Annotated in this window: 27 protein-coding genes; 18 read left to right on the forward strand and 9 right to left on the reverse strand. The window is 46.6% G+C overall.

Annotated elements, in window-relative coordinates; all coding sequences use genetic code 11:
* Positions 1-3 precede the first annotated feature (3 nt).
* The 10 genes from rlmH to lipA all read left to right on the forward strand — a co-directional run bounded on the left by rlmH (position 4) and on the right by lipA (position 9684).
* Positions 4-471, forward strand: a complete 468-nt coding sequence (gene rlmH / locus BS617_RS00365; protein WP_075170958.1) for a 23S rRNA (pseudouridine(1915)-N(3))-methyltransferase RlmH — start codon at positions 4-6, stop codon at positions 469-471.
* A gap of 47 nt (positions 472-518) precedes the next feature.
* On the forward strand, positions 519-2492 hold the full coding sequence (gene mrdA / locus BS617_RS00370) for a penicillin-binding protein 2 (protein WP_075170959.1): 1974 nt from the start codon (positions 519-521) through the stop codon (positions 2490-2492).
* Entirely contained in the window at positions 2485-3627 is a 1143-nt protein-coding gene (rodA, locus tag BS617_RS00375) for a rod shape-determining protein RodA (protein ID WP_075170960.1), read from the forward strand. The genes mrdA and rodA overlap by 8 nt, the downstream gene beginning before the upstream one ends.
* 36 nt (positions 3628-3663) lie before the next feature.
* Complete coding sequence (gene mltB / locus BS617_RS00380; RefSeq protein WP_075170961.1) at positions 3664-4683, forward strand: lytic murein transglycosylase B; 1020 nt, start codon at positions 3664-3666, stop codon at positions 4681-4683.
* 2 nt (positions 4684-4685) lie between these two features.
* Entirely contained in the window at positions 4686-5552 is an 867-nt protein-coding gene (locus BS617_RS18455) for a septal ring lytic transglycosylase RlpA family protein (protein ID WP_075170962.1), read from the forward strand.
* Between the two features lie 97 nt (positions 5553-5649).
* Positions 5650-6807, forward strand: a complete 1158-nt coding sequence (locus tag BS617_RS00390) for a D-alanyl-D-alanine carboxypeptidase family protein (RefSeq protein ID WP_428977869.1) — start codon at positions 5650-5652, stop codon at positions 6805-6807.
* A 63-nt stretch (positions 6808-6870) separates the two neighbouring features.
* Positions 6871-7755 carry a D-amino acid aminotransferase gene (locus tag BS617_RS00395; RefSeq protein ID WP_075170964.1) on the forward strand — a complete coding sequence of 295 codons (885 nt, stop codon included), beginning with the start codon at positions 6871-6873 and terminating at the stop codon, positions 7753-7755.
* Positions 7733-8023 carry an HP0495 family protein gene (locus BS617_RS00400; RefSeq protein ID WP_075170965.1) on the forward strand — a complete coding sequence of 97 codons (291 nt, stop codon included), beginning with the start codon at positions 7733-7735 and terminating at the stop codon, positions 8021-8023. Before BS617_RS00395 ends, BS617_RS00400 begins: the two co-directional genes overlap by 23 nt.
* 3 nt (positions 8024-8026) lie before the next feature.
* On the forward strand, positions 8027-8692 hold the full coding sequence (gene lipB / locus BS617_RS00405) for a lipoyl(octanoyl) transferase LipB (protein ID WP_075170966.1): 666 nt from the start codon (positions 8027-8029) through the stop codon (positions 8690-8692).
* A gap of 8 nt (positions 8693-8700) precedes the next feature.
* Complete coding sequence (lipA, locus tag BS617_RS00410) at positions 8701-9684, forward strand: lipoyl synthase (protein ID WP_075170967.1); 984 nt, start codon at positions 8701-8703, stop codon at positions 9682-9684.
* Positions 9685-9749: 65 nt separating this feature from the next.
* On the opposite strand, the gene BS617_RS00415 is transcribed toward lipA, so the two are convergent.
* From BS617_RS00415 to leuS, 4 genes are read right to left on the reverse strand one after another with little or no spacing between them, the layout of a single operon-like run.
* Positions 9750-10055 (reverse strand): c-type cytochrome, encoded by a 306-nt coding sequence (locus BS617_RS00415; RefSeq protein ID WP_075170968.1) that lies wholly within the window; start codon positions 10053-10055, stop codon positions 9750-9752.
* A 56-nt stretch (positions 10056-10111) separates the two neighbouring features.
* Positions 10112-11134: a DNA polymerase III subunit delta gene (gene holA, locus BS617_RS00420; protein WP_075170969.1), complete on the reverse strand. Its 1023-nt coding sequence runs from the start codon at positions 11132-11134 to the stop codon at positions 10112-10114.
* A gap of 10 nt (positions 11135-11144) precedes the next feature.
* Positions 11145-11636 carry an LPS-assembly lipoprotein LptE gene (locus tag BS617_RS00425; protein WP_075170970.1) on the reverse strand — a complete coding sequence of 164 codons (492 nt, stop codon included), beginning with the start codon at positions 11634-11636 and terminating at the stop codon, positions 11145-11147.
* 33 nt (positions 11637-11669) lie between these two features.
* Entirely contained in the window at positions 11670-14264 is a 2595-nt protein-coding gene (gene leuS / locus BS617_RS00430; RefSeq protein ID WP_170870357.1) for a leucine--tRNA ligase, read from the reverse strand.
* A 155-nt stretch (positions 14265-14419) separates the two neighbouring features.
* Here leuS and BS617_RS00435 point away from each other — a divergent pair, with 155 nt between their 5' ends.
* From BS617_RS00435 to BS617_RS00445, 3 genes are all read left to right on the forward strand, one after another.
* Entirely contained in the window at positions 14420-14962 is a 543-nt protein-coding gene (locus tag BS617_RS00435) for a zinc ribbon-containing protein (protein WP_075170972.1), read from the forward strand.
* Positions 14963-15034: 72 nt separating this feature from the next.
* The gene (locus tag BS617_RS00440) at positions 15035-16198 is read left to right on the forward strand and encodes an aldose 1-epimerase family protein (protein ID WP_075170973.1); all 1164 of its coding nucleotides are present in this window, start codon (positions 15035-15037) and stop codon (positions 16196-16198) included.
* Positions 16199-16255: 57 nt separating this feature from the next.
* Complete coding sequence (locus tag BS617_RS00445) at positions 16256-16690, forward strand: hypothetical protein (RefSeq protein ID WP_075170974.1); 435 nt, start codon at positions 16256-16258, stop codon at positions 16688-16690.
* Positions 16691-16701: 11 nt separating this feature from the next.
* Here BS617_RS00445 and BS617_RS00450 read toward each other — a convergent pair whose 3' ends face one another.
* The 4 genes from BS617_RS00450 to BS617_RS00465 all read right to left on the reverse strand — a co-directional run bounded on the left by BS617_RS00450 (position 16702) and on the right by BS617_RS00465 (position 18910).
* Positions 16702-16920 carry a VF530 family protein gene (locus BS617_RS00450; RefSeq protein WP_075170975.1) on the reverse strand — a complete coding sequence of 73 codons (219 nt, stop codon included), beginning with the start codon at positions 16918-16920 and terminating at the stop codon, positions 16702-16704.
* Positions 16920-17081: a DUF2986 domain-containing protein gene (locus tag BS617_RS00455; RefSeq protein ID WP_075170976.1), complete on the reverse strand. Its 162-nt coding sequence runs from the start codon at positions 17079-17081 to the stop codon at positions 16920-16922. The genes BS617_RS00450 and BS617_RS00455 overlap by 1 nt, the downstream gene beginning before the upstream one ends.
* A gap of 44 nt (positions 17082-17125) precedes the next feature.
* Positions 17126-17656 (reverse strand): DUF4124 domain-containing protein, encoded by a 531-nt coding sequence (locus tag BS617_RS00460; protein ID WP_075170977.1) that lies wholly within the window; start codon positions 17654-17656, stop codon positions 17126-17128.
* A gap of 150 nt (positions 17657-17806) precedes the next feature.
* Positions 17807-18910 carry a phosphoribosylaminoimidazolesuccinocarboxamide synthase gene (locus tag BS617_RS00465; RefSeq protein ID WP_075170978.1) on the reverse strand — a complete coding sequence of 368 codons (1104 nt, stop codon included), beginning with the start codon at positions 18908-18910 and terminating at the stop codon, positions 17807-17809.
* Positions 18911-19083: 173 nt separating this feature from the next.
* Between BS617_RS00465 and BS617_RS00470 the strand changes: the two genes are divergently transcribed.
* Genes BS617_RS00470 through BS617_RS00480 form a run of 3 tightly spaced genes read left to right on the forward strand, consistent with a single transcriptional unit; the run spans position 19084 to position 21444 of the window.
* Positions 19084-19335, forward strand: coding sequence for a Trp family transcriptional regulator (locus tag BS617_RS00470; RefSeq protein WP_075170979.1), 252 nt, complete (start codon positions 19084-19086; stop codon positions 19333-19335).
* Between the two features lie 52 nt (positions 19336-19387).
* Positions 19388-20782 (forward strand): anthranilate synthase component I family protein, encoded by a 1395-nt coding sequence (locus BS617_RS00475; RefSeq protein WP_075170980.1) that lies wholly within the window; start codon positions 19388-19390, stop codon positions 20780-20782.
* Positions 20779-21444, forward strand: coding sequence for an anthranilate synthase component II (locus BS617_RS00480; RefSeq protein ID WP_075170981.1), 666 nt, complete (start codon positions 20779-20781; stop codon positions 21442-21444). The genes BS617_RS00475 and BS617_RS00480 overlap by 4 nt, the downstream gene beginning before the upstream one ends.
* Before the next feature lie 70 nt (positions 21445-21514).
* Here the strand turns inward: BS617_RS00480 and BS617_RS00485 are convergent, their stop codons facing one another.
* A complete protein-coding gene (locus tag BS617_RS00485) occupies positions 21515-21817 on the reverse strand; it encodes a YhbY family RNA-binding protein (RefSeq protein WP_075170982.1) in 303 nt (100 codons plus the stop codon).
* Between the two features lie 93 nt (positions 21818-21910).
* Between BS617_RS00485 and rlmE the strand changes: the two genes are divergently transcribed.
* Complete coding sequence (rlmE, locus tag BS617_RS00490; RefSeq protein ID WP_075170983.1) at positions 21911-22528, forward strand: 23S rRNA (uridine(2552)-2'-O)-methyltransferase RlmE; 618 nt, start codon at positions 21911-21913, stop codon at positions 22526-22528.
* Between the two features lie 80 nt (positions 22529-22608).
* Entirely contained in the window at positions 22609-24558 is a 1950-nt protein-coding gene (ftsH, locus tag BS617_RS00495) for an ATP-dependent zinc metalloprotease FtsH (RefSeq protein WP_075173362.1), read from the forward strand.
* Positions 24559-24572: the final 14 nt, after the last annotated feature.

Here is a 24572-nt window from a genome sequence, read left to right on the forward strand (position 1 = left end):
TCGATGAAAGTACGTTTACTAGCGGTCGGTGGAAAAATGCCAGATTGGGTAACACAGGGGTTTAACGAGTATGTTAAGCGCCTACCCAATGAAATGGCATTTGAGTTAATTGAGCTGCCGCTAGGGCATAGAGGTAAAAGTAGTGACCCTGCCAAAGCGATTCGCCAAGAGGGGGATGCCATGTTAGCGGCTATTCCTAAAGGCGACCGCGTTATTGCTTTGGAAGTGAATGGAAAAAACTGGTCTACCGAGCAGTTAGCCGAGCAAATGCAAAACTGGCAAATGGATGGTTGTAATGTGTCGCTGCTAGTGGGCGGGCCTGATGGTTTAGATCGGCGATGTGTTGAATTAGCTGATCAAAAGTGGTCGCTTTCAGGTTTAACTATGCCGCATCCTTTAGTACGAATTCTGTTAGCTGAGCAGGTTTATCGTGCTTGGACTATTACAAAAGGGCATCCGTACCACAAATGATAAATCGCCTTTCTTTTTTATATTTTGGGTTATCGAATAATTAGCTTATGTCTCGTTTTGACCCGATAAAAGATCACTCATCAGAAAACCGTACTTTTACGTTCAGAGCATTTATTGCCTTTTTTTTGGTATTAGTGCTTATCGGCGTACTGATGGGGCGCTTATATTTTCTGCAGGTTATAGAGTACGATCGCTTTGCCGCGATGTCTGAAAATAACCGAGTGCAGTTACAGCCAGTGGCTCCAACACGGGGGCTGATTTACGACACTCATGGTGTCTTGTTAGCTGATAATCGTCCCAGCTATAGCGTGACCATCTTAAAAGAAGAAGTGGGTAGCCACTTAGATGAGACGTTGGAGGAGCTGCGTTCTATCATTGATATTAATGATCGTGAAATAGAGCGCTTCAAAAAACGCTTGAATCAGCGTCGCCGTCCTTATGAAACGATACCAGTTCGATTTCGTTTGACTGAAGAAGAAATCGCTAAGCTGGCGGTTAATTACCATCGTTTGCCCGGCGTTCAGGTTGAAGCTGACCTCATCCGCTATTACCCGTATGGTTCATCGTTAGTGCATGCTATGGGGTATGTAGGTCGGATCAACGAGCAAGAACTCCAAGTGGTCAATGCCCAAAATTATGCAGGCACTCATTATATTGGAAAGCTAGGTATTGAAAATTTCTACGAGCCTATCTTGCATGGCAAGGTCGGTATGCAAAAAGTAGAAACCAATGCGCGGGGGCGTGTTATGCGTATTTTAGAGCGTATAGACCCCGAACCCGGTAAAGACCTAGAGCTCAGCTTAGATCTACGCTTGCAACAAATAACCGAAAAGCTCATTGCTGATGAAAAAGCGTCCGTTGTGGCGATTGATCCGAAAACCGGCGGAATACTGGCGTTGGTCTCTACGCCTGCTTACGACCCTAACTTGTTTGTCACCGGTATATCCAACGAAGATTACAGCGCATTACGTGATTCAGATGACCTTCCGCTTTTTAACCGTGCTATTCGTGGTCGCTACCCGCCAGGGTCTACGGTAAAGCCCGTTACCGGTTTAGCGGCGATCGACTCAGATGCCGTACAGCCTAGCCATACGGTTTGGGATCCGGGATTTTATACTCTGACTAAAGGCGGTCGAAAATATCGGGACTGGAAGCGCAGCGGTCACGGCAAAGTGGATATGTCGTTAGCGTTCGCTCAGTCTTGTGATGTGTGGTTTTATGATGTTGCTTACAAAATGGGCGTTGACCCGATGTCCGACTATTTAGGGCGTTTTGGGTTTGGACAAGTGACGAGCCTTGATTTGCCAGAAGCGCTTTCATCATTCTTGCCATCGAGAGAGTGGAAGCGTCGAACACGAAAGCTGCCTTGGTATCCAGGGGACTCGTTAAATTTAAGCATTGGCCAAGGCTTTTTGGTAGCAACGCCTTTGCAGTTGGCAACCGCGGCTACGGTCCTTGCTAACCGCGGTAAGTGGGTGCAGCCCAAGTTGTTAAAAGGCATCCGTGAAACGCAACCTGATGGCACGGTTACCGTAACCATGCCGGATCGAATCGAGAACGCTAGCCCTATCCCTGAAGATATAGAATTGAATCACCCAGAATACTGGGAGCTCATTGTGGATGATATGGTGGGCGTAGTGCATGGCAGCCGAGGAACCGCCCGTAAAATTGGATTGGATGCCCCTTATAAAATAGCTGGAAAATCAGGTACGGCTCAGGTGGTTGGTATCAAACAAGATGAGCGCTACGATGCCGATAAACTAGAAAAGCGCTTTCACGATCATGCTCTGTTTATCGCGTTTGCCCCAGCTGATGACCCTAAAATAGCGGTAGCTGTGGTCATCGAAAATGGCGGCGGTGGATCGACGAATGCCGCACCTGTAGCGCGTAAAGTAATGGATGCTTACCTGTTGGGTATTGATCCCACTTCGCCAGAAGAGCTGCAACAAGCTTCGATTGTTGATTACAGTATTATGGATTCAGCCGCGTCTAGTGGTTATGTAGGACACCGACATGAATAGTCGCGATTTTGAACGTTCAATGCCTGAATCAGGCCATCATCTACGCCGCAAGCCTGGCTGGTGGAGTTATACGCACCTAGATGCATGGATGCTGTTCTTTCTTTTTGTTCTGTGTTGCTTTGGGTTGTTTGTGCTTTATAGCGCGTCGGGCCAAGACTGGGGTTATGTATCACGCCAGGCAGTTCGAATGGGGGCTGCATTTTTTGTGCTTATTGTTTTAGCTCAGCTCACTCCTCGTATGATCGCTCGCTGGGCACCGTGGATTTATGCGGCTGGGGTTTTATTGTTGGTCGCGGTTATCCTTGTGGGGGTCGGGGCGAAAGGCGCTCAGCGCTGGTTAGCATTACCGGGCTTTCGTTTTCAGCCCTCAGAGATCATGAAGCTGATTCTACCGCTCATGATAGCAGGCTATCTGGCTAAACGGTCACTGCCTCCCTCGTTTAAACATTGCTGTTTTAGTTTGGCATTTATAGGGATTCCTACCTTACTTATTATGAAGCAGCCTGACCTTGGAACCTCTTTGTTGATCGCTGCTTCTGGTGTTTTTGTGATGCTTTTTTCCGGCATACGTTGGCGATATATCTTTGGCGCCTTGGGGGTGGCGGGGGCCGCATTGCCAGGACTCTGGATGACCATGAAAGACTATCAGCGTCAGCGAGTACTCACTTTTTTAGACCCTGAAAGCGACCCGCTTGGATCCGGCTGGAATATTATTCAGTCGAAAACAGCCATCGGATCTGGTGGTATTTCCGGAAAAGGCTGGTTGTCAGGTACACAGTCCCAACTTGATTTCTTACCCGAATCGCATACTGACTTTATTATTGCGGTCATTGCCGAAGAGTTAGGGTTTATAGGTGTCGCCATCTTAATGAGCATCTATGTTTTAATTATTGGTCGTGGTTTATGGATGGCAACTCAGGTGAAAGATCCATTTGGACGGTTAGTGGCCGGTAGTATTGTATTAACGTTTTTCGTTTATGTTTTTGTAAATGTTGGTATGGTCAGTGGTTTATTGCCGGTGGTTGGGGTGCCACTACCGATGGTAAGTTATGGTGGTACATCGATTGTTACACTGATGGCAGGCTTTGGTATTTTGATGTCTGTTTTTACCCACAAGCAAATGTCGCTTCGATAAAAATAACGTAATTATTAGGAAAACTCAGGGAGAGTTATGCGCGGTCTTAACTATTTGCTATCTGCTTTTGTTGTCACTTTGTGTTCAACGGCTTCAGTATCATCGGCTGTAGCGGCAGGGTACAGCGAACACCCGGAAGCTATTAAATGGGCAGAAAAAATGAAAGCCCAGGGCTTTCCTGCTGCGGATGTGGATGCATTGCTTAACGGCGTTAAAAAGCAGCAATCCATTTTGAATGCTATGGATCGTCCGGCAGAAAAGCGGTTAGATTGGGGCGGCTATCGAAAGTTGTTTTTAGAACCTAAGCGTATTAATCGCGGTGTGATTTTCTGGTTTGAACACGAGGCTTCTATCGCGCGAGCGGCTTCTGAGTACGGTGTGCCGGAGGAGATTATCGTTTCAATTATCGGTATCGAAACGTATTTTGGTCGTAATATGGGAAGTTATCGAGCCATGGATGCATTAGCAACCTTAGGTTTTGATTATCCGCGCCGAGCCGAGTTTTTCCAAGGCCAATTAACAAACCTGCTAACTATATCGCAGCAAGAGACTCGTCCCCTTACTCGCATGAAAAGTTCCTATGCCGGTGCAATGGGGTATGGGCAATTTATGCCATCAAGCTACCTCGATTATGCAATTGACTTCGATGGTGATGGCGACCGTGATATTTGGGGTAGCCCTGATGATGCCATTGGCAGTGTGGCTAACTACTTTAAAGCATTTGGGTGGAAAACGGGTGGCCCCGTTGTTATACCGGTGACAGTCAGTACGGATATTTCTGATGAGTCGCTCATTAATACGGGCGAAGTTCCAACTAAGACGGTTGCTCAATGGAAAGAGTTAGGTGTCAGTTTTGATAGCGGGGTGTTGGCCGATACCAGTCAGCCAGCCGTGTTATTAAAAATGAAAGATAAGGATAATGTGCAGTACTTGTTAGGCTTTAATAACTATTATGTGATTACACGTTATAACCGAAGCCGCTTGTATGCTAATGCAGTATACCGATTAGCCGAGGCTATCGCTCAAGCCCGTGCTGACGAATTGAAAGGGTCCTAACAATGAAGTGGATGGTTTTGCCGGTGGTGGCTTTTGCCCTCGTGATTACGGGGTGCGCGAGTAAGAAGGGTGCATCGAGCGGCGGTAATGGCAGCCGTTACAGCATTAAGCATGATCATGGTCCTTCATCCCCGGTTGATGTTTCTCATGTGAAAGACGCAGTTCCAATTGATGAACCAAAAAGCCGTGGTGGAAATCGCAGCCCGTACACCGTGTTAGGCCGGACTTATAGTATTCTTGATGATTCAGACGGCTACCGTGAGCGTGGTGGGGCTTCTTGGTATGGTAATAAGTTTCATGGGCATTTAACATCGAATGGGGAAACCTATGACATGTATAAAATGACAGCAGCGCATAAATCATTGCCTATACCCACGTATGTGAAAGTGACAAATTTAGATAACGGCAAGCAAGTTATTGTGCGTGTTAATGACCGTGGTCCTTTCCACCCTGGGCGTATCATTGATTTGTCTTATGCGGCCGCATCAAAATTAGGGATGTTAGCTAAAGGGACTGCGCGTGTTGAAGTCGAGGCGATTAACCCTCGGGCTTGGCAGTCGGCGAGTCGCGCGATAGCGGCACCTCCTTCATCTGATGTCAGTGCTGCACGCGCTGTACCTACAGCTTTGACTTCAGGGCGCTTTATCCAAGTTGGAGCCTATAGCCAGGCGGGTTCGGCTAATCGTGTTGCTCGACAGCTATCGGACCTGTATGGTCGACCTACTAAAGTAGCAGACGTGGAACGTACCGGCCAAACTCTTTACCGAGTCTTGGTAGGGCCTTTCGCCTCTGTGAATGAAATGGAACGGATGATCTACCAGTTAGGTCAAAGTGGTTATCCGGGAGCGCATCCGGTGGACTTTCCCTGAATCGCCTAATTAGAGTAATATCCGCGACAGAACTATTTATGGTTTGTAGCGTCTATCTAGATCAATTTTAAATTTGTAAACGTGCCGGGAAATCATTGTGCAAAGACTGAAAACAGCCTTTTTGTCTATCTTTTTACTTTTTACCACCATCACTCAGGTATCTGCTGCTGACGAGTTAATCCCCGCGGCACCTCAGGTAGCGGCGACCTCGTACCTCGTTATTGATGCTGATACGGGAAAGATTATTGTCGAAAAAAATGCCCATGAGCGCTTTCCTCCTGCTAGCTTAACTAAAATGATGACAAGCTATATCGTTGAGTACGAGCTCAATAAAGGCAATATCAGCGAAGATGACCTAGTGCTTGTCAGTGAAAAGGCATGGCGCACGCCTGGTTCGCGCATGTTCATTAAAGAAGGTACTCAAGTAAAATTGGGTGATTTGCTGCGTGGTATTGTAATTCAGTCGGGTAATGATGCGTCCGTTGCTGTTGCAGAACATATCGCCGGTAGTGAGTCGGCGTTTGCTGATTTAATGAATCAGCATGCAGGCTTGTTAGGGATGGAGAATACACACTTTGCCAATGCAACAGGCTTGCCCGCTGATGGACATTACTCATCAGCTTTCGACCTAGCAACACTGGCTAAAGCTATTATCCAAGACTTCCCAGACCACTATGGAATTTATTCTGAGAAATACTTTACCTACAACCAAATACGCCAGCCTAACCGCAATAAGTTGCTATGGCGTGATCATACGGTTGATGGGGTAAAAACAGGCCATACTGATGAAGCTGGTTATTGCTTGGTCGCTTCTGCAAAGCGTGACGGTATGCGTCTTATTTCTGTCGTTATGGGAACAAGCAGCGAAGAAGCCCGAGCTCAGGAAACACAAAAACTGCTAGCTTATGCATTCCGTTATTACCGTACACACAAGTTATACAGTGGCGAAGAAGTGCTGAGCACCGCTAAAGTGTGGGGCGGTACGCGTGATGAAGTGAGTTTAGGGTTAACGGCGCCTTTGGCTGTCACTATTCCACGTGGTCAAGCGGATCAGCTGCAAGCGACTATGGATGTTGATAAAGTCATTAAAGCGCCTGTCGTACAAGGGCAGGAGTATGGTGTCGTCCGTGTGACACTAAACGATGAAGAGGTGGTGACTGTTCCTCTTATTGCTATGGAAAACGTAGAGAAAGGTGGCCTTGTAAAACGGATATGGCATGCCATTATGCTGTTTTTTATGGGCTTAATTAGCTAAACCACTAGCGCCTCTTGAAATGAGCAGAAATGCCCACATCGAGAGGTGTGGGCATTTGCATTTATGACACCTGATATTGTTTATCTTAATGGTCAATTCCTGCCGTCGGATCAGGCGAAAGTATCGGTTTTTGATCGAGGCTTTTTGTTCGGTGATAGTGTTTACGAGGTTATCCCTTTTTATCAAGGGGTTGGCTTTCGTTTAGATGAGCATCTGCAACGCTTAGAATATAGTCTGCGCGCGTTACGTATTTCGGTAGATATCGATATCCGAGGGGTGCTCTCGACATTAGTCGCGTCAAATGGTGGCGGCAATATGTCGGTATATTTGCAGATCACTCGTGGCGCAGCTGAAAAGCGTAGCCATGTAATTACAGAGGGCCTAACGCCCACGGTGTTTGCATGTTGCCAGCCAATCCGTGACATCTATACTGACGGTAGTGAGGCTGTTTCAGGGATTAAAGTGATAGTAACCGCTGACTTACGTTGGCGGCGTTGTGATATTAAGTCGAACGGTTTGCTGCCTAATATCTTAGTATTGCAGCAAGCTAAAGAGCATCATGCCCAAGAGGCTTTATTGCAGCGAGACGGTCACCTCACGGAAGGGGCAAGCTGTAACTTTTTTATTGTTGAGCGAGGCGTGCTTTATACACCCCCGTTAGACACGGGTATTTTGAGTGGGACTACGCGCGCGTTAATCCTTGAAATTGCGGATTTGCAAGGTATCCCGCGCCAAGAGTGCCCTATAGATTATACGCGTTTAATTAATGCAGATGAGGTTTGGATTTCAAGCTCAACTCGTGCCATCGTCCCTGTATTACAGGTTGATGATCAGGTAATAGGCAATGGGAAGAAAGGCCCGTTGTGGAAACGCTTTTTCGAAATTTTTACACGTTATCAGCACGATCTGATGACGGGAGCAAATGATGAGTCAAAAAACACCCCCTAAGACAATGGAACCTCCTAAAATCGAATACCCTTGCCCTGACTATCCCATCAAGGTCATTGGTAAAAAGTCAGACCAGTTTCAGTCGCTTGTTGTTGAGATTATTAACGTTCATGTTCCTGACTTTGATGAGTCAAGAATTACGATACAAGACAGCAGCAAGGGAACGTATTGCTCGTTGCGTATGTTTATTACGGCTACGGGTGAGCAGCAGCTGAAAGATCTTCATGAGCAATTGATTGCGTCTGATCAAGTTCATTTGGTTTTATAAGCGATGTCGCAAGCCACCACTCAGCAAGAGCGGTCTTTGATTGTCCGTTCGTTAGGCTTGCAGCCTTATGAGCCTGTATTTGCGCGCATGAAGGCGTTTAACGAAAACCGTAATGCCGAGACGATTGACGAAATCTGGTACTTAGATCATCAACCAGTCTTTACGCAAGGGCAGGCAGGGAAGGTTGAACATCTGCTGGAAACGGGTGATATTCCCGTCGTGCAAGCGGATCGAGGCGGTCAAGTCACATACCATGGCCCCGGACAATTGATTGTCTACCTTATGCTTGATCTGCGCCGCAACGGGTTGGGTGTTCGTGATGTCGTGACTATGATGGAGCAAGGGGTTATAGCGACATTGGCACACTTTGGAGTCGACGCTTATGCTAAACCGGATGCGCCAGGTGTGTATGTCGAGCAGGCTAAGGTTGCCTCTTTAGGCTTGCGAGTGCGCCGTGGTTGCACTTTCCATGGACTGGCGTTTAATTTAGATATGGATTTGTCTCCGTTTCTCCGTATTAATCCTTGTGGCTATGCCGGTATGCCAATGACACAGTTGGTCGATTTGGTGCCTGACGCTGACCCACAAGAGGCGATACGTTTTCTGGTCGATTACCTGACTCATAAAATAGGGTATACTTCCGTCTCTCATCAAACAGGCTTGGACTGATAGAACTTATGGCTGATAGCTCAGTTAAAACCGTTAAACCGGGGAAAGTCGAACAGGGTGTAAAACTGCGTGGCGCGGAGAAAGTGGCGCGTATCCCAGTAAAGATTATCCCGACTGAAAAAGAAGACATGCCGCGTAAGCCAGATTGGCTTCGTGTACGTATGGGTTCGAATACCGAAGTAAAACGGATCAAAGAGAAGCTGCGCAAGCATAAGTTGTCGTCGGTTTGTGAAGAAGCCAGTTGCCCTAACCTTGGTGAATGTTTTACCAATGGTACGGCGACTTTTATGGTGATGGGCGATATTTGTACCCGCCGGTGTCCGTTTTGTGATGTGGCTCATGGCCGCCCTAACGCGCTAGCGGAAAACGAGCCTCGCGAATTGGCGATAGCTATCGCGGATATGGGGTTGCGTTATGTGGTTATTACGTCTGTTGACCGTGATGATTTGCGCGATGGCGGTGCTCAGCATATTGCTAATTGCATTAGTGAGACTCGTGAACGAGCGCCTACTATCCAGATAGAAACGCTTGTACCTGATTTCCGTGGCCGGATGGAGGTGGCTTTAGAAATTCTATCGGCTACGCCGCCTGATGTGTTTAATCACAACTTAGAAACTGTGCCGCGTTTGTATAAAAAGGTTCGCCCTGGTGCTGATTATCAATGGTCGTTAGACCTGCTCAACGGGTTTAAAGATCGCCAACCTTCCATTCGAACTAAGTCAGGTTTAATGGTAGGTGTGGGTGAAACGAATGAAGAAATCATTGAAGTGATGAAGGATCTGCGTAAGCACCAAGTAGATATGATCACAATAGGTCAATACCTTCAGCCTAGCCGTAACCATTTGCCAGTAGATCGCTTTGTTACACCGGCTGAGTTTGACGAGTTTGCGCGCATTGCAAAAGAGCTAGGATTCTCTCATGTAGCCAGTGGGCCGCTGGTTCGATCTTCATACCATGCTGATCTGCAAGCGAAAGGTGAAAAAGTCGGCTAACGGCTTTGTCTGTGGCAATAAGCCGATGCATTTATGCGTCGGCTTTTTTAATGGGGTTTTATAAGCTAGCGGCCTAATTTGACTACATATTCTGCTAATAAATCAGCTTGTTGGTCATCCAGTTGTGTAAAACTTGCCATGGGGTGTGATCCCGGCTCGTGATAGCGAATCATGAGAATAACTTGGTAGCTTTGCATGGTACGTTGTTGCGGTGGGATATTTTCTAAGTAGGCCCCGGCCCCTTTTTGTTGATGGCATTGCTTGCAATAGTAGTCGTACAGTTGCTCAGCTGTTTTGAGAGGCACTTGCTTCTCTTGGCAGCCAGTTAAGCAAATGATAGTGAGTAAAAGCACTGCAGGTGTGTTTCGCATAAGACCACCGTTTTAGTTTCAGTGTAGTCTTAGTTGCTGTTTCTTGCTGAAATACTTTAAACCGCTAAGCCAAGCGATTTTCCACACAGTGTTAAACTGATGTCGCAGAGCATAAGCCACACATTGCCTGCGCCGATACCTTTAATAGCTTTGTCTAGCGCTTGGCTCTCACGCAATACGTGCTCAAGGTCTTGTGTGGATAAGCGATCAGCGCTACGACGTAATGTGCTTTTGCGTTTTCCCCAAATCCGCTCTTTTTGGCAGATGGTTTCGTACGCTAAACCCCGTTCTAAGCCTTGTTTGATGGCAAAAAGCGTGCGGGTTTCTTTTGTGAGAGCCCATAGCACAATAGGAGGTTCAGTCCCTTCTTGTTTTAGGACGTTGAGAATTTTGATACATCGCTCGCCTTGACCGGCAGCGATGGCATCCATCAAGCCAAAAACATCGTAGCGAGAGCTGTCTGATACCGCATCAATAATGTGGTCTGCCGTGATTGACCCTGTTGGGTAGAGAAGATGCAGTTTGTCGAGCTCTTGCTTGGCGGCCAATAGGTTCCCTTCTACGCGGTCGCACAGTAATTGAACGGCGGCATCGTCGAGTTGCATATGTAATGACTTGGCGCGATGTCTAAGCCAGCCCGGTAACTGCGTGATCTCAACAGGCCAAATTTCCACGTAGGCGCCAGCCTTTTCAATTTGTTTAACCCATGCGGACTTTTTAGTACCACCATCGAGTTTGTCGGCAATGATCAGTAAGACATTTTCGGGGGGCGCGTGCCGAATATACTCTTGGATTATTTCGCTGGCCGCTTTGTTAACTTTATGGCTACCTAAGCGAATTTCGATGAGCTTTTGTTCGGCGAACAGCGACAACGCGTTGGCACATTCAAGTAAGTAATCCCACTTGAACTGGCCTTCAACATGCAGTACTTCGCGTTCTGAAAAGCCGTGAGTACGTAGCTGATTGCGGATTTGGTCACAGCTTTCTTCAACAATAAGAGGCTCGTCACCTGCTACTAAGTAAACGGGTAAAGGCGCTTTTTGTAGTTGGCCGTGTAGTTGCTCAGGTGAAAGCTTCATTTGAGAAATCTTATTGAGCTCGCGCGATGTATTGACGCACAATCCGGTCCGCTAATGTTTGCCACATTTCGCGTTTGATTGTGCGTTGCAGCGTGGCGCTGGCTGTCTCCTTGTCGGCATCATAGTCGAGGATTTTTTCGGTAAAGGCGCTTAACTCGCCGGATACCGACTGTTGATCTCGATTCATAACCTCAAAGGTTACCTGCATTAGCATTTCGTATTCATCAACGTTAGCGTTGCTATCAATTGTGATTGATCGACGGTTCTGTTGGACATTCCGAATCGCTAGGGTATACGGAGCATCGGCGGTGATTAATACACCTTGCTTGCGCAAGCTGGTTTTTAAAGCGCGTTCCAAGTTTGCTGGCGTGTCGCTCGTTAGGATTAAAGAAACGTGGCGTGCCGATTCCGGTAAGGGTTGGTAACCGCTTAGTTGAAAGCCGCAAGCCGTTAGACCTAACAAGGAGGCTAACAGTAAAAACAGACAAGTAACGCGCTTCATGTGTATCACAGCAGTGCTCCGGTTAGTCAGTTATTAACCGACAACAATGTTGACCAACTTTCCAGGTACAACAATCTTTTTACGCAAGGTTTTATCGGCCATAAACCTTTGCACGTTCTCATCAGCTAACGCGGTATGCAAAATAATATCTTGGTCTGCATCAGCCGCTACTTGAATTTTAGATCGTACTTTACCGTTTACTTGAACAACCATTTCTATACTAGAGCGCACTAATGCTGACTCATCACAAACTGGCCAAGGAGCAACGAGTAGATCTTCGCTGTGACCTAGCTCTTTCCAAAGTTGGTGAGTGATATGCGGCACGATAGGGGAGAGCAACTGGATTGTAGACTCTATTGCTTCTCTCATGACTGCTAGACCCTGCGCGCTAGTGTCGGAGAATTTAGATAGGCTGTTCAATAGCTCCATTACGGCTGCAATTGCCGTGTTAAACGTTTGGCGGCGCTCAATATCGTCGGTCACTTTGCTGATCGTTTCGTGAACCTTGCGACGTAAATCTTTTTGCGCGTCAGTTAGCTGGTCGGTATCTAATGCCGCAATATCACCGCTGACGTTTAGGTGATCGTGTACTAGCTTCCAAAGACGACGCAGGAAGCGGTTAGCCCCTTCTACGCCGGAATCAGACCATTCTAGAGATTGCTCTGGTGGCGCAGCAAACATCATGAACAAGCGAACAGTATCGGCACCGTATTTATCAATCATGACTTGGGGGTCGATACCGTTGTTCTTGGACTTAGACATTTTAGTCACACCTGCCTGCTCGACAGGTAAGCCGTCATCTTTATGTACGGCTTTGATAATGCGGCCTTTGTCATCAGTTTCAGTGACAACGTCGGTAGGTGCAATCCAATCCTTGCCACCTTTTTCATCTTCGCGGTAATAGGTGTTGGCTAATACCATGCCTTGGCATAGTAAGCCTTTGAATGGTTCATCAGAGTCTACTAAGCCCTCATCACGCATTAGCTTATGGAAGAAGCGCGAATACAATAAGTGAAGGATAGCGTGCTCGATACCGCCAATATATTGATCAACAGGTAGCCAGTAGTTCGCTTTTGCAGGGTCAAGCATCGCATCGGAAGTATGACGGCTTGCATAGCGCGCGTAGTACCAGCTTGATTCCATGAAGGTGTCGAATGTATCTGTTTCACGTTCTGCAGCACCACCACAGCTTGGGCATGTGGTGTTAATAAAGCTGTCCATCTTCTTGATTGGTGAACCGCTGCCATCGAACTCTACATTTTCGGGTAAGCGAACAGGCAGCTGATCTTCAGGAACAGGCACAGCACCGCAGCTTGGGCAATTGATCACAGGGATAGGAGTACCCCAATAACGCTGACGCGATACTCCCCAATCACGTAGGCGGTAGTTGATGGTAACTTTGCCTTTTTTCTGGCGCTCCAGCTCGGTAGAAATAGCTTTAAATGCCACGTCAAAGTCGAGGTCGTTAAAGTCGCCAGAATTGATCAAAATACCTTTGTCGGTAAAGGCTTCTTTCTCCAGATCGACTGTGATGTTTTTGTCAGTAGGCTGGATAACTTGTTTAATGTTTAAGCCATATTTTTTGGCGAACTCAAAATCGCGTTGATCGTGAGCCGGCACCGACATGACAGCACCTGAGCCGTAATCCATTAAGACGAAGTTCGCTGTCCATACAGGGATCATTTCTCCTGTCAGCGGGTGTTTAACCTCGATACCCAGTGCCATACCCCGTTTTTCCATCGTTGCCATGTCAGCTTCTGCAACTTTGACGTTTTTGCACTCGTCAATGAATGTGGCGAGTTCTGGGTTGGTCTCAGCGGCTTTAAGTGCCAGAGGGTGCTGAGCGGCGACGGCCACGTAAGTGACCCCCATTAGAGTGTCTGGGCGTGTTGTAAAGACTTCGAGATCTTCGCCACCGGCGACTTGGAATTTTAGTTCGACACCTTGCGAACGGCCAATCCAGTTGCGTTGCTGGGTGCGAACTTGCTCAGGCCATTCATCCAGTTGATCAAGGTCGTCTAGTAATTGGTCAGCGTAATCAGTAATTTTTAGGAACCACTGTGGGATCTTTTTACGCTCAACGAGAGCGCCCGAGCGCCAGCCGCGACCATCGATAACTTGCTCATTGGCGAGTACGGTTTGGTCGACTGGGTCCCAGTTAACTTCGGATTCTTTTTTGTAAACCAAGCCCTTTTTCATTAGGCGGGTAAAGAACCATTGCTCCCAACGGTAATATTCTGGATGGCAAGTGGCAAGCTCGCGGTTCCAGTCATAACCAAAGCCCATTTGCTGTAGCTGGTTACGCATGTAATCAATATTTTCGTACGTCCATTTTGCCGGAGGTACGTTGTTTTTCATGGCAGCATTTTCAGCAGGCAGGCCAAAAGCATCCCAACCCATTGGCTGTAATACGTTTTTGCCTTGTGTGCGCTGGTATCGAGAGATTACATCGCCGATAGTGTAGTTACGAACGTGGCCCATGTGCAGGCGGCCGCTTGGGTAAGGGAACATGGAGAGACAGTAGAATTTTTCTTTACTGGTATCTTCCACACATTTAAAACTGTCGTTCGCTTCCCAGTGTTGCTGTGCCTGGGTTTCTATCTCTTGGGGCTGGTATTGTTCGTTCATCATTATAATCGTTTGAAATCTCTGACAAATAAGCGGCAACATTGATGCCGGTTAATGGTCTACTGGTAAGTTAGGAATATGCTGCATAGGATACAATATAAGCAGAGCTGACTACAGCAGAATGGAATGCTAATTCGTCAGACATAGGGGGAAACATGGATAAGCACGATAAAAAACAGCAAACCACGCCCACTGAACAGGTTCGTTTATACGATCGAGTCTTGGCTCGTTTAGAGGCAACGCTTGATAAAGCTGAGCATAAATCATGGGATTACCTCAAAACGAAGATCGATGAAGCCATTGAGCTTGAGCAAACAGCCGAAGAGATGACGCGTGACGAGTTAGATCTACTTAAAGCTTACCTAGTGCGTGACCTGCAACAACTAGGTCATTATGCGCATGAAACGGGTGAAGGTGTTGCTGCGTGGTTGAATTTTGATCTGAACTATCTAGAAGACACATTCGTGGAGCGTCTAAAAGGTCTGGCTGATAAGACGCGGTTAGATTATGAGCGCTTACGTGAGCAGCTGGATCATGGCGCTGATCAGTATATGGCAGGGGAAATTACTGCCGGTGGTACATTTGAGTGCCTAGCGTGTGGTAAGAAGCAGGAGCTAAAACAAACAGGGCTTTTGGTGCCTTGTACGCAATGTCAAAGTGAGTTATTTAGTCGTGTAACGGGCGATTGGTCGGCATAATACATCAGGTGTTTTCATTCATGCGTCGAGCACAGGGTTGTCCCGTGCAAATAAGAATAAAGGAGCTTTGTTGTGTCTACTTTTGAGCACATTATTACGGATAGTGAGAATAATCATCATGAGGTGGACTTTCATCTCACGAATGATTCGTTCGGTATTACCTGCACGGCGCCTTTTAGTTTGACGCATCAAGTACTATCTGGAGGTAAGCAGCAAGGTAGTGAGCTGCTTACTTTAACGCAAGGTGATATGACCATTCGGTTCGTGCCTACACGTGCCATGGCCATCTTAGACGTCGTGGTGGCTGGTACTCGCTTTGGGTGGGACTCGTCGGTTAAAGAGGTCGTGAATCCGGCATTTATTAACCAAGAAGCATTTGGCGGTTTAGGTTGGTTAGAAGGGTTTAACGAGATGGTCGTTCGCTGCGGCTATCAATGGGCTGGGCATCCAGGGGTAGACGGCGAAGAGATGCTGACTTTGCATGGTCGTATACAGAATACGCCGGCTTCGTTTGTGAAACTGACAGTGGATCAGTCACCTCCGCATAACATTACTTTGTCAGCACGGGTTGATGAGAAATGCTTCAAAAGATCAGACTTTGAAGTCTGGATGCATGTGTCTGTCACACCGGGTGAGAATAAATTAGTTATTCGCGATGAGCTGATTAACCGTGGCGACTACGAGCGTGAATACCAAGTTATCTATCATAATAACTTTGGGACCCCGGTTTTAGACGCTGGCGGGCAATTACATGTGCCTGCTAAGAGTGTTTCGCCGTTTAATGAGTATGCCAAACAAGGTCTGGCTAGTTGGGATAGCATTGATCCTCCTCGCAAAGGGTTTGATGAAATGGTGTTTAACGTGTTCCCTATTAGTGATGAACAGGGGAATACCACGGCTGTGTTGCATAACGCTCAAGCTAATAAAGGGGTGGCGGTAGGCTATAACACGAGCCAGTTACCGGTGCTTACTATTTGGAAAAACCTTGATACGCCCAAGCAAGGGTATGTGGTCGGGATTGAGCCCGGTACTAGCTTTGCTTATAACCGTCGATATCAGCGGGCGCTGGGGTTAGTCCCGACAATTGGTGCTAATGAAAGCCGCGAGTTTGATGTGAGTTTCACATTCTTGATGAATGAGCAGCAAGTTGCCTCTCAAGTCGCCGATGTGATCTGTTTGCAACATACAACGCTGCTGAGCTTAGACGATGAGCCGCTGGTAACATTGCCAAGCTAATTTTTATTCACTAAGTTCGTGCAGATGACTGCGCGAATAAAATGACAAGGATGTTTTATGGATCGTTCCGCGTTAACGCTTGAATGGCAGGTCTTGCAAAATCAGTTTGATAGCTACGAAAAGTGCTCGTTATTTATAAAGTTGTTTAATGTAGGCATATTAACCCTCGCGCTTGGGAATGAAGCATTAGGCGTTAGTGTTGTCGCCATTATTTTTGTTATTTGGTTGCAAGATGCCATTTGGAAAACTTATCAATCACGCATTGATGGGCGGTTACAGCTTGTTGAACAGGGGCTGGCGATGGATGGTGAAGCATTTTCTACGAACGAATCAGAGCCTACTACTGTTATCGCGTGCCAATATAATCGTGCGTTTGCTGAGCAGCGGCCATCGTTAATAGGATTAATAAGAGAATACGGCTGCCAAGCATGTCGGCCTACGGTTGCCTTCCCGCACGCTGTGCTTGTGGTGCTAGCGGTATTTTGCTTGTAGTGAGTGAGGTATTACTCTCTGAAGGTGCGAATATAAAGCGCTTCAACTTTGGTGCGTGCCCATTCTGTCTTTCGTAAAAAGCTGAGGCTCGACTTGATAGAAGGGTTGCTCTCAAAGCATCGAATGGGGATTAATCTGGCCAACTCATTCCAGCCGTATCGCGCCTCTAGCTCCGTTACTACCTGCTTTAACGTTATGCCGTGCAGCGGGTTGTTGGGTTGTTCGCTCATTATTGTGAGGGTTCCGCTTGGTTGTTTTCTGTTAGTTCTGCATCTAACTTGGCGCGCTCCGCTTTAGAAATATAGCGCGGTTTGTTGCTGGGATTTAATTTTGCATTCGCTTTTTTTGCTTTGCTTTTTAGAATCTGATTTATCTTTTTCTTGCGATTCATCGGTAAGACCAATAAGTAGTGATAATGATGGTGGCTAGGATACGCTAATCACAATATTCATCACGTTTTTGTTTGATACTGTCGCGAATCTCTTCGGCACTCTGCCCTGAAAACTTCATGGTATTACCTGTGAGGGGGTGGATCGCTTTGAGCGTGTCTTTGTCGCGAATGTCTGCGTATTGCTCTTTGTAGTGCTCGCATTGTTCTTCACGGTATTCTTCTTCCGATGCATCACGCTTTCTTGCGGAATCAGCTCGGCTCAACAGCCTGTCTTTTTTGCGCTCTTCTCGTTCACGCTCGTAGGACGCCTGATCTAATAACCGTTGTTGGCGATAGGCGTTTTGTCGGTCAGGGGGCGCTACTTTTAGCTCCATTTTTTCTACGTTAGGTGTGGTTTTGTTGCTTTCGGATACCTTAGGAGGAACGCTTGAAAAATGAAGTTTGCCGTTGGCGTCTTTCCACTTGTACACCTCCGCAAATGCTGGCGGGACGGACAGAATAGCCGCCAAGCAGAGAAGGGGCTTGGTCAAACAAAAAATATAGCTTGTCGAAGCAGGTTGGGTATGATTTGGCATATTGGCTTACTATCGTTTTTATATGTCATTTTTGATAGCTAAAACTATCGCTGATCTAGAGCTACTGTATGTAAGAATGCTATTGCTCTTATATCAAAACTAGTAAAAGCAGCCTGAATAACAAATATCAGGCTGCTTTAAAGGGTAAAATTAATCGATTAAGCCGTATTGGTCACGCAGGATGGTGATAATCTCTTGTTTAGGGTTATCAGATAACGATAACGGTGCACCAATCACTTTTTCTGCAATACCGACATACGTGCGGCTAATATCCATCATAACCTCTTCAGGTAATGCATTGTCACGCGCTAAGGCTTCACGCTCAGGCATACGCTCTTTGTTAAGCAAGATATCAGGGTCAGGAAAGTTAGTCAGTAACCACTGGCGGAAGCCTTCTTTAGAGTTTTCAACAATTTTCCCTTCGCGGTAGGCTGCACCATCCCAAATACGTGATGAGTCTGGTGTGCCCACTTCGTCCATGTAGATCAGCTTTTCGTTGCCGGCCGCATCAGTAACGTAACCAAACTCAAATTTAGTATCGACAAAGATCTGATCCAGTTTTGCTAGCTCGTCGCTGATCACGTTAAAGCCTTCTTTTAGCAGCTTTTCGTATTGTGCAATATCGTCTTTGCTGCGCAGGTTAAAGGCTTCGAAGTTATCCTCTAAATTTTGACGGGTAATGTTCACATCATCAGCTTCTGGCACACCAGGAATACCGCGCAAAATCCCTTTAGTTGAAGGGGTAATCAGCAACTCAGGGAGTTTTTGGTCTTTCTGTAAACCTTCAGGCAAAGTGATTCCGCAAAACTCCCGTTCGCCTTTGCTGTAAGCACGCCACATAGAACCGGTAATGTATTGGCGGCAAATTGCTTCAACCATAACGGGTTTAGCTTTTTGCACGATCCATACGAATGGGTGGGGAATATCGAGGATATGGCTATCGGCTAGACCGTTTTCGCGGAACAGTTTAAACCACTGATTTGAGATAGTGTTAAGTGCTGCACCTTTACCAGGCACTCCGTTCAAGCCGCCCTCGCCATGCCAAATGCAATCGAATGCGGAGATACGGTCACTGATGACCATGATAGCTAATGGCGCATCAGGTGCCACATTGTAGCCCTTTTCTTTGATAAGGCGCTGGCTGTCGGCCTCTGTTAGCCAATAAACAGAGCGTACTTTACCGCTGTGCACCGGCTTGTCGGTACGAATAGGTAGATCGTTGTTAACAGCCAGTACTTTATCGGCAAGACTCATATGCGCAGTGTCCTTTGTTAAACTCAAGAGCAGGTTAAAGATCAGTGGATAGTTAAAGACAGGATTTTAGCAGAATAGAGAAACGTAGACACACTCTAACCAGCATTCGCTTTCTACTTAAAATACATAATTGCACTAGCATACTAGTACGCAAATACATTACACTGCTCGCTATGGATAAAACGAATACTGAAAACGAACATATTGCCGCCTTAGTGCAGCACTTGCTGGCGATTGACTCAGAAGCGTCGATGGAAAGTGCTTTGCGCAGCTTGTTGACTCCGTCTGAGTTTACGGAAGTGACTAAGCGTCTGCAGATATTTCGCATGCTAGAGCAGGGCATACCGCAGCGCCAGATAGCAGAAACGTTAGGCGTGGGTATTGCTACAGTGACGCGTGGATCACGCGCGCTTAAAGGTGAATAACCCATAGATATGGCGATCTGTGTTCGTCGGATAACCAATTATAGAGATCATCATGGCCAAAAAACCTGAACCGATAAAACTGCCCCGCAAGCCGCATTATGTTGCGGTGGCAGCCGATTGCGATTTTTTCGCACTCTTTAAAAAGATCGAAAAGCAGTTTGATACCTGTTTTATGTTGGAGTCTTTGGGCGAAGAGAGCTTTATCTCGCGTTACTCCATCATCGGGTTTGACCCAGAACAGATTTTATATGCGAACGGTAAAACGCTCACCATTCAAGAACGGGATGGCAGCAGCGAGACCTACGAAAGCGATAATCCATACTACTTACTGCGCGATATCATTCCGCAAAATGTGATCTCTCGTAAGTATGCGGGTGGCTTAACCGGTTACCTAGGCTATGACAGCATGAATTACTTTGAGCCTAGCCTGAGCCTGCAAACCAGCGAGCATTTTGATGCGTTCAAATTTGGACTGTTTAAAGACGGTCTTATCCTAGACAAAATGACCGGTGAAATTTTTTACTTCTATTACACCGATAATCGTATTGAGTTGATCAACGAACTTATCGCTCGCCCGTACGAAGGTAATGGCCCCTTAAGCATCACCAATTTGGGCGATACCATGTCCCAAAGCGAGCATGCCGATGCGGTGATGAAGGTGAAACAAGACATCATCGACGGCAAAATATTCCAAACAGAAGTCGGTTTTAAAAAGCGTTTCAAGTTAGAAGGCGACACTATCAATATTTACGAGCAACTGCGTGAAGTAAACCCATCGCCGCAGATGTATTACGTGAAATTTGGAGATCAAAAACTCATTGGTGCAAGCCCAGAGCTGCTGTTCCGTCTACGCCAAGGCGAGATGGAAACCTTCCCGCTGGCCGGCACTGCGATGCGTGGCAAAAACGAAGAAGAAGACCGCGAATTAGCGCGCGTGCTACTCAATGACCCTAAAGAGATTGCCGAGCACAATATGATCGTCGATCTACACCGCAACGACATTGGCCGTGTTGCCCAGTTTGGTACCGTTAAAGTGCGTAGCTTGATGGACATCAAGCGCTTTAGTCATGTACAGCATATCTCCAGTGAGATTGTTGGGATTATCGCCGAAGAACACGACATGTTCTCTGCATTAGCCAGTAACTTCCCCGCCGGTACGTTAACGGGTGCACCTAAAATTGAAGCAATGAAGATCATTGATGATCTTGAAGCGGATGGTCGTGGCCCTTACGGCGGCGCAGTTGGGCACTTCTCGTTTAATGGTGATTGCACATTCGCCATCCCAATTCGTACAGTATTTGCCAATGGTGAACAAGCGTATGTACAAACCTGCGGCGGTAACGTGTACGACTCCAATGCTGAAGATGAGTATGAAGAGATTCGCCGTAAATTTGCCGGTACTAAAAAAGTATTAGATCAGTTTATTAAGGCGGAGGTGTCATCATGAAAGTCTTTATTGTGGATAACTACGACTCCTTTACCTACAACCTGTATCAGTTCATTGGTGAAATTCTGACATCTGAAAAATCGAAAGGGCGTGTGGATGACTTCCAGATCATCGTAAAGCGTAACGATGAAGTCACCTTGGAGCAGATTAAAGCTGAGAATCCAGACCGCATCATTATCTCCCCTGGGCCAGGCTCACCGGATGATGAGAAATACTTTGGCGTGTGCGCACAGGTTATAAAAGAACTGGGTAAATCTACGCCGCTGTTAGGTGTGTGTTTGGGGATGCAGGGTATTACTCATGTATTTGGCGGAAAGGTGGTTAAAGCGCCGCTGCCGATGCACGGTAAAGTTAGCCCTATTAGTCACGATGGTGAGGGGATGTTCCATGAGATTCCTGATCAGTTAGAGGTGATGCGTTATCATTCTTTGATTGCACAATCGGAGAGTTTCCCGCAAGCACTGAAAGTGACAGCTGTGGTAGGTGATCTACAGTTATCTGATTTTGAGAACCCAGCAAAAGTTCGTCAGGGTGGTGAGTTTGAAATTATGGGGGTTCAGCACAGAGAATTTCCTATCTATGGAATTCAATTTCATCCCGAATCCTTCGCAACTGAAGGCGGAAAAGAGCTGATTAAAAACTTTTTGTTTTGTAATGGGTAGTATATGAAGGCGAAGTAACCCCTGCCGGAGATATCCGCCAAGGGGTTGCTTGTAAAGCGTGGAAGCGGCTTTAACGTAGAATGTTAGACAGCTTCGGGTTCGGATCCAATGATGCGCGATAGATAAGAGCAATGTTGCCTATTTCTTGCACAACTGTTGCTTCAACTACAGAGCAAAGCTCTTGTATGAGCTGCTTCTTGATATCTCGATCACCCACAGCAAATTTAACTTTAATCAGCTCGTGGTCTTCAAGTGCGCGGTCCACTTCAAGTTGAATGTTCTCGGTTAAGCCTTTGCCTGCCACCATAACAATGGGGTTGAGGCTGTGGCCAATTGTGCGAAACTGCTTTTTTTGATCAGATGTCAGGGCCATACTAGAATAGTGTTCTCTTTTGGGTGGCAAAGCCACATTAAAAAAACAATTTTACCTGAGAGTTGCTCTCGGTAAAACAACAGAGATTTATTTGTGTCAAGATCTAAAAGTAGCGGTCGTTGGTTGAAGGAACATTTTGATGATCAGTACGTCAAAAAATCGAAAGAACAAGGTTATCGCTCTCGTGCGAGCTTTAAATTATTAGAACTGCAAGATAAAGATAAATTGTTCCGTAAAGGTATGACTGTTGTTGATCTTGGCGCAGCGCCAGGTGGGTGGTCGCAGGTGGCTGCCGAACTGGTGGGGGACCAAGGAAGGGTTGTTGCTTCTGATATTCTTGAGATGGACCCATTACCGGGTGTTGAGTTTGTTCAGGGCGACTTTACGGAAGAGTCTGTGCTTAATGAAATCTTAGATGTTATGGGAAACGAGCTAGCAGACCTTGTAATTTCTGATATGGCCCCCAATATGAGTGGTAATAGCGGTGTCGATCAACCAGCTGGCATATATCTAGTCGAATTAGCGTTAGATATGGCGAAGCAGGTGTTAAAGCCAAACGGTAACTTCGTTGCTAAAGTGTTTCAGGGCGAAGGCTTTGATCAGTATATGGCCGATGTGCGTACACACTTCAAAAAAGTGGTGACACGTAAACCGGATTCATCGCGGGCGCGATCACGAGAAGTGTATATAGTAGGCATAGGGCTTAAGTGATCTATGTGTAACGGTTAGTAAACTGATATAGTTCTACTCTGCTTGTAGAGAATTTTATTGAGGGTTGTCTTTTGAACGATATGGCTAAAAATTTAGTGCTTTGGTTGGTCATCGCTGCAGTACTGCTAACAGTATTTAATAATTTCAGTACTGAGACGGAAACTAGCCGGTTGAACTACTCTGAATTTGTTAAAGAAGTGCAATCTGATCGTGTTTCTAAAGTGGTCATCGACGGGTACAACATTATAGGGACCCGTACTAATGGTGAAACCTTTAAAACGGTTCGCCCAGCGCTGCAAGACCCTAAACTAGTGGATGATTTGTTATCGCATGATGTTGTTGTGGAAGGTAAGCAGCCTGAGCAGCAAAGCATTTGGTCGCAGTTATTAGTGGCGTCATTCCCTATCCTCATCATTATCGCCATATTTATGTTCTTTATGCGTCAGATGCAAGGCGGTGGCGGTAAAGGCGGCCCAATGTCATTTGGTAAATCTAAAGCCAAAATGATGAGTGAAGATCAAATCAAAACCACATTTGATGATGTGGCAGGTGTTGAAGAAGCAAAAGAAGACGTTAAAGAGCTGGTTGACTATCTACGTGACCCGGGCAAGTTTCAGCGCTTAGGTGGTCATATTCCGCGCGGTGTTTTAATGTCAGGTAGCCCAGGTACGGGTAAAACTTTGCTGGCAAAAGCCATTGCTGGTGAAGCGAAAGTGCCTTTCTTTAGTATCTCTGGTTCCGACTTCGTTGAGATGTTTGTCGGTGTGGGTGCTTCTCGTGTGCGTGATATGTTCGAGCAAGCTAAAAAGCACGCGCCATGTATTATCTTTATCGATGAGATTGACGCCGTTGGTCGCCATCGTGGCGTAGGTATGGGTGGTGGTAATGATGAGCGAGAGCAAACATTAAACCAGTTGTTGGTTGAAATGGATGGTTTTGAGGGTACGGAAGGTGTCATTGTTATTGCAGCAACCAACCGTCCTGACGTTCTAGACCCAGCGTTACTTCGCCCAGGCCGTTTTGACCGCCAAGTTAACGTCGGACTGCCTGATATTCGTGGTCGTGAAAAAATCCTTAAAGTACACATGCGCAAAGTGCCAATGGCTGATGATGTAAAGCCCGAGCTTATTGCGCGTGGCACGCCAGGCTTCTCCGGGGCTGATCTAGCTAACCTTGTGAACGAAGCTGCTTTGTTCGCGGCGCGCAGTAATAAGCGTACCGTTGGTATGGAGCAGTTTGAGAGCGCTAAAGATAAAATCATGATGGGTGCTGAGCGTAAGTCGATGGTTATGGCTTACAAAGAGCGTCTTAACACAGCATACCATGAGTCAGGTCACGCGATTGTTGGTCGGTTAATGCCTGAGCATGACCCAGTATACAAAGTGTCGATTATTCCGCGTGGTCGTGCGTTAGGTGTGACAATGTTCCTGCCTGCTGAAGATCGTTATAGTCACAGCCGTCAGACAATTATCTCAAATATTTGCTCGCTATACGGTGGCCGTATAGCGGAAGAGATGACCTTGGGTAAAGAAGGGGTCACCACTGGCGCGTCAAATGATATTCAACGTGCGACGTCGTTGGCTCGTAATATGGTAACCAAGTGGGGTTTATCGGAAGCGTTAGGTCCGTTGTTGTATGATGATGAAGATGGCGACCCATTTGGTCATGGTTACGGCCAAGGAGCTAAGCCATTGGCTGAAGAAACGCAGCGTAGTATTGATGCTGAAGTTCGCTCTATTATCAACAGTTGTTACGAGCAAGCGCACAAACTGCTGGTAGATAACCGCGATATTTTAGAAGCGATGACTCAAGCATTGATTAAATACGAAACGATTAATAGTGATCAAATAGATGAGTTAATGGCGCGTAAACCCGTTACTCCGCCAGAAGGTTGGGTTGATGATGGAGATGAGCCGACATCGACTCCTTCTTCGGGGGAGGCTGTTGCCGAATCGGATGCGCCAGTCGCTAATGATCAGTCAAAGCCCGAGGATGATGGGGTGATTGGCGAAGACGGAAAACCTGCTTAATTATTGCGCTTAGT

This window comes from Neptunomonas phycophila (genome assembly GCF_001922575.1).
Lineage (GTDB): Bacteria > Pseudomonadota > Gammaproteobacteria > Pseudomonadales > Balneatricaceae > Neptunomonas > Neptunomonas phycophila.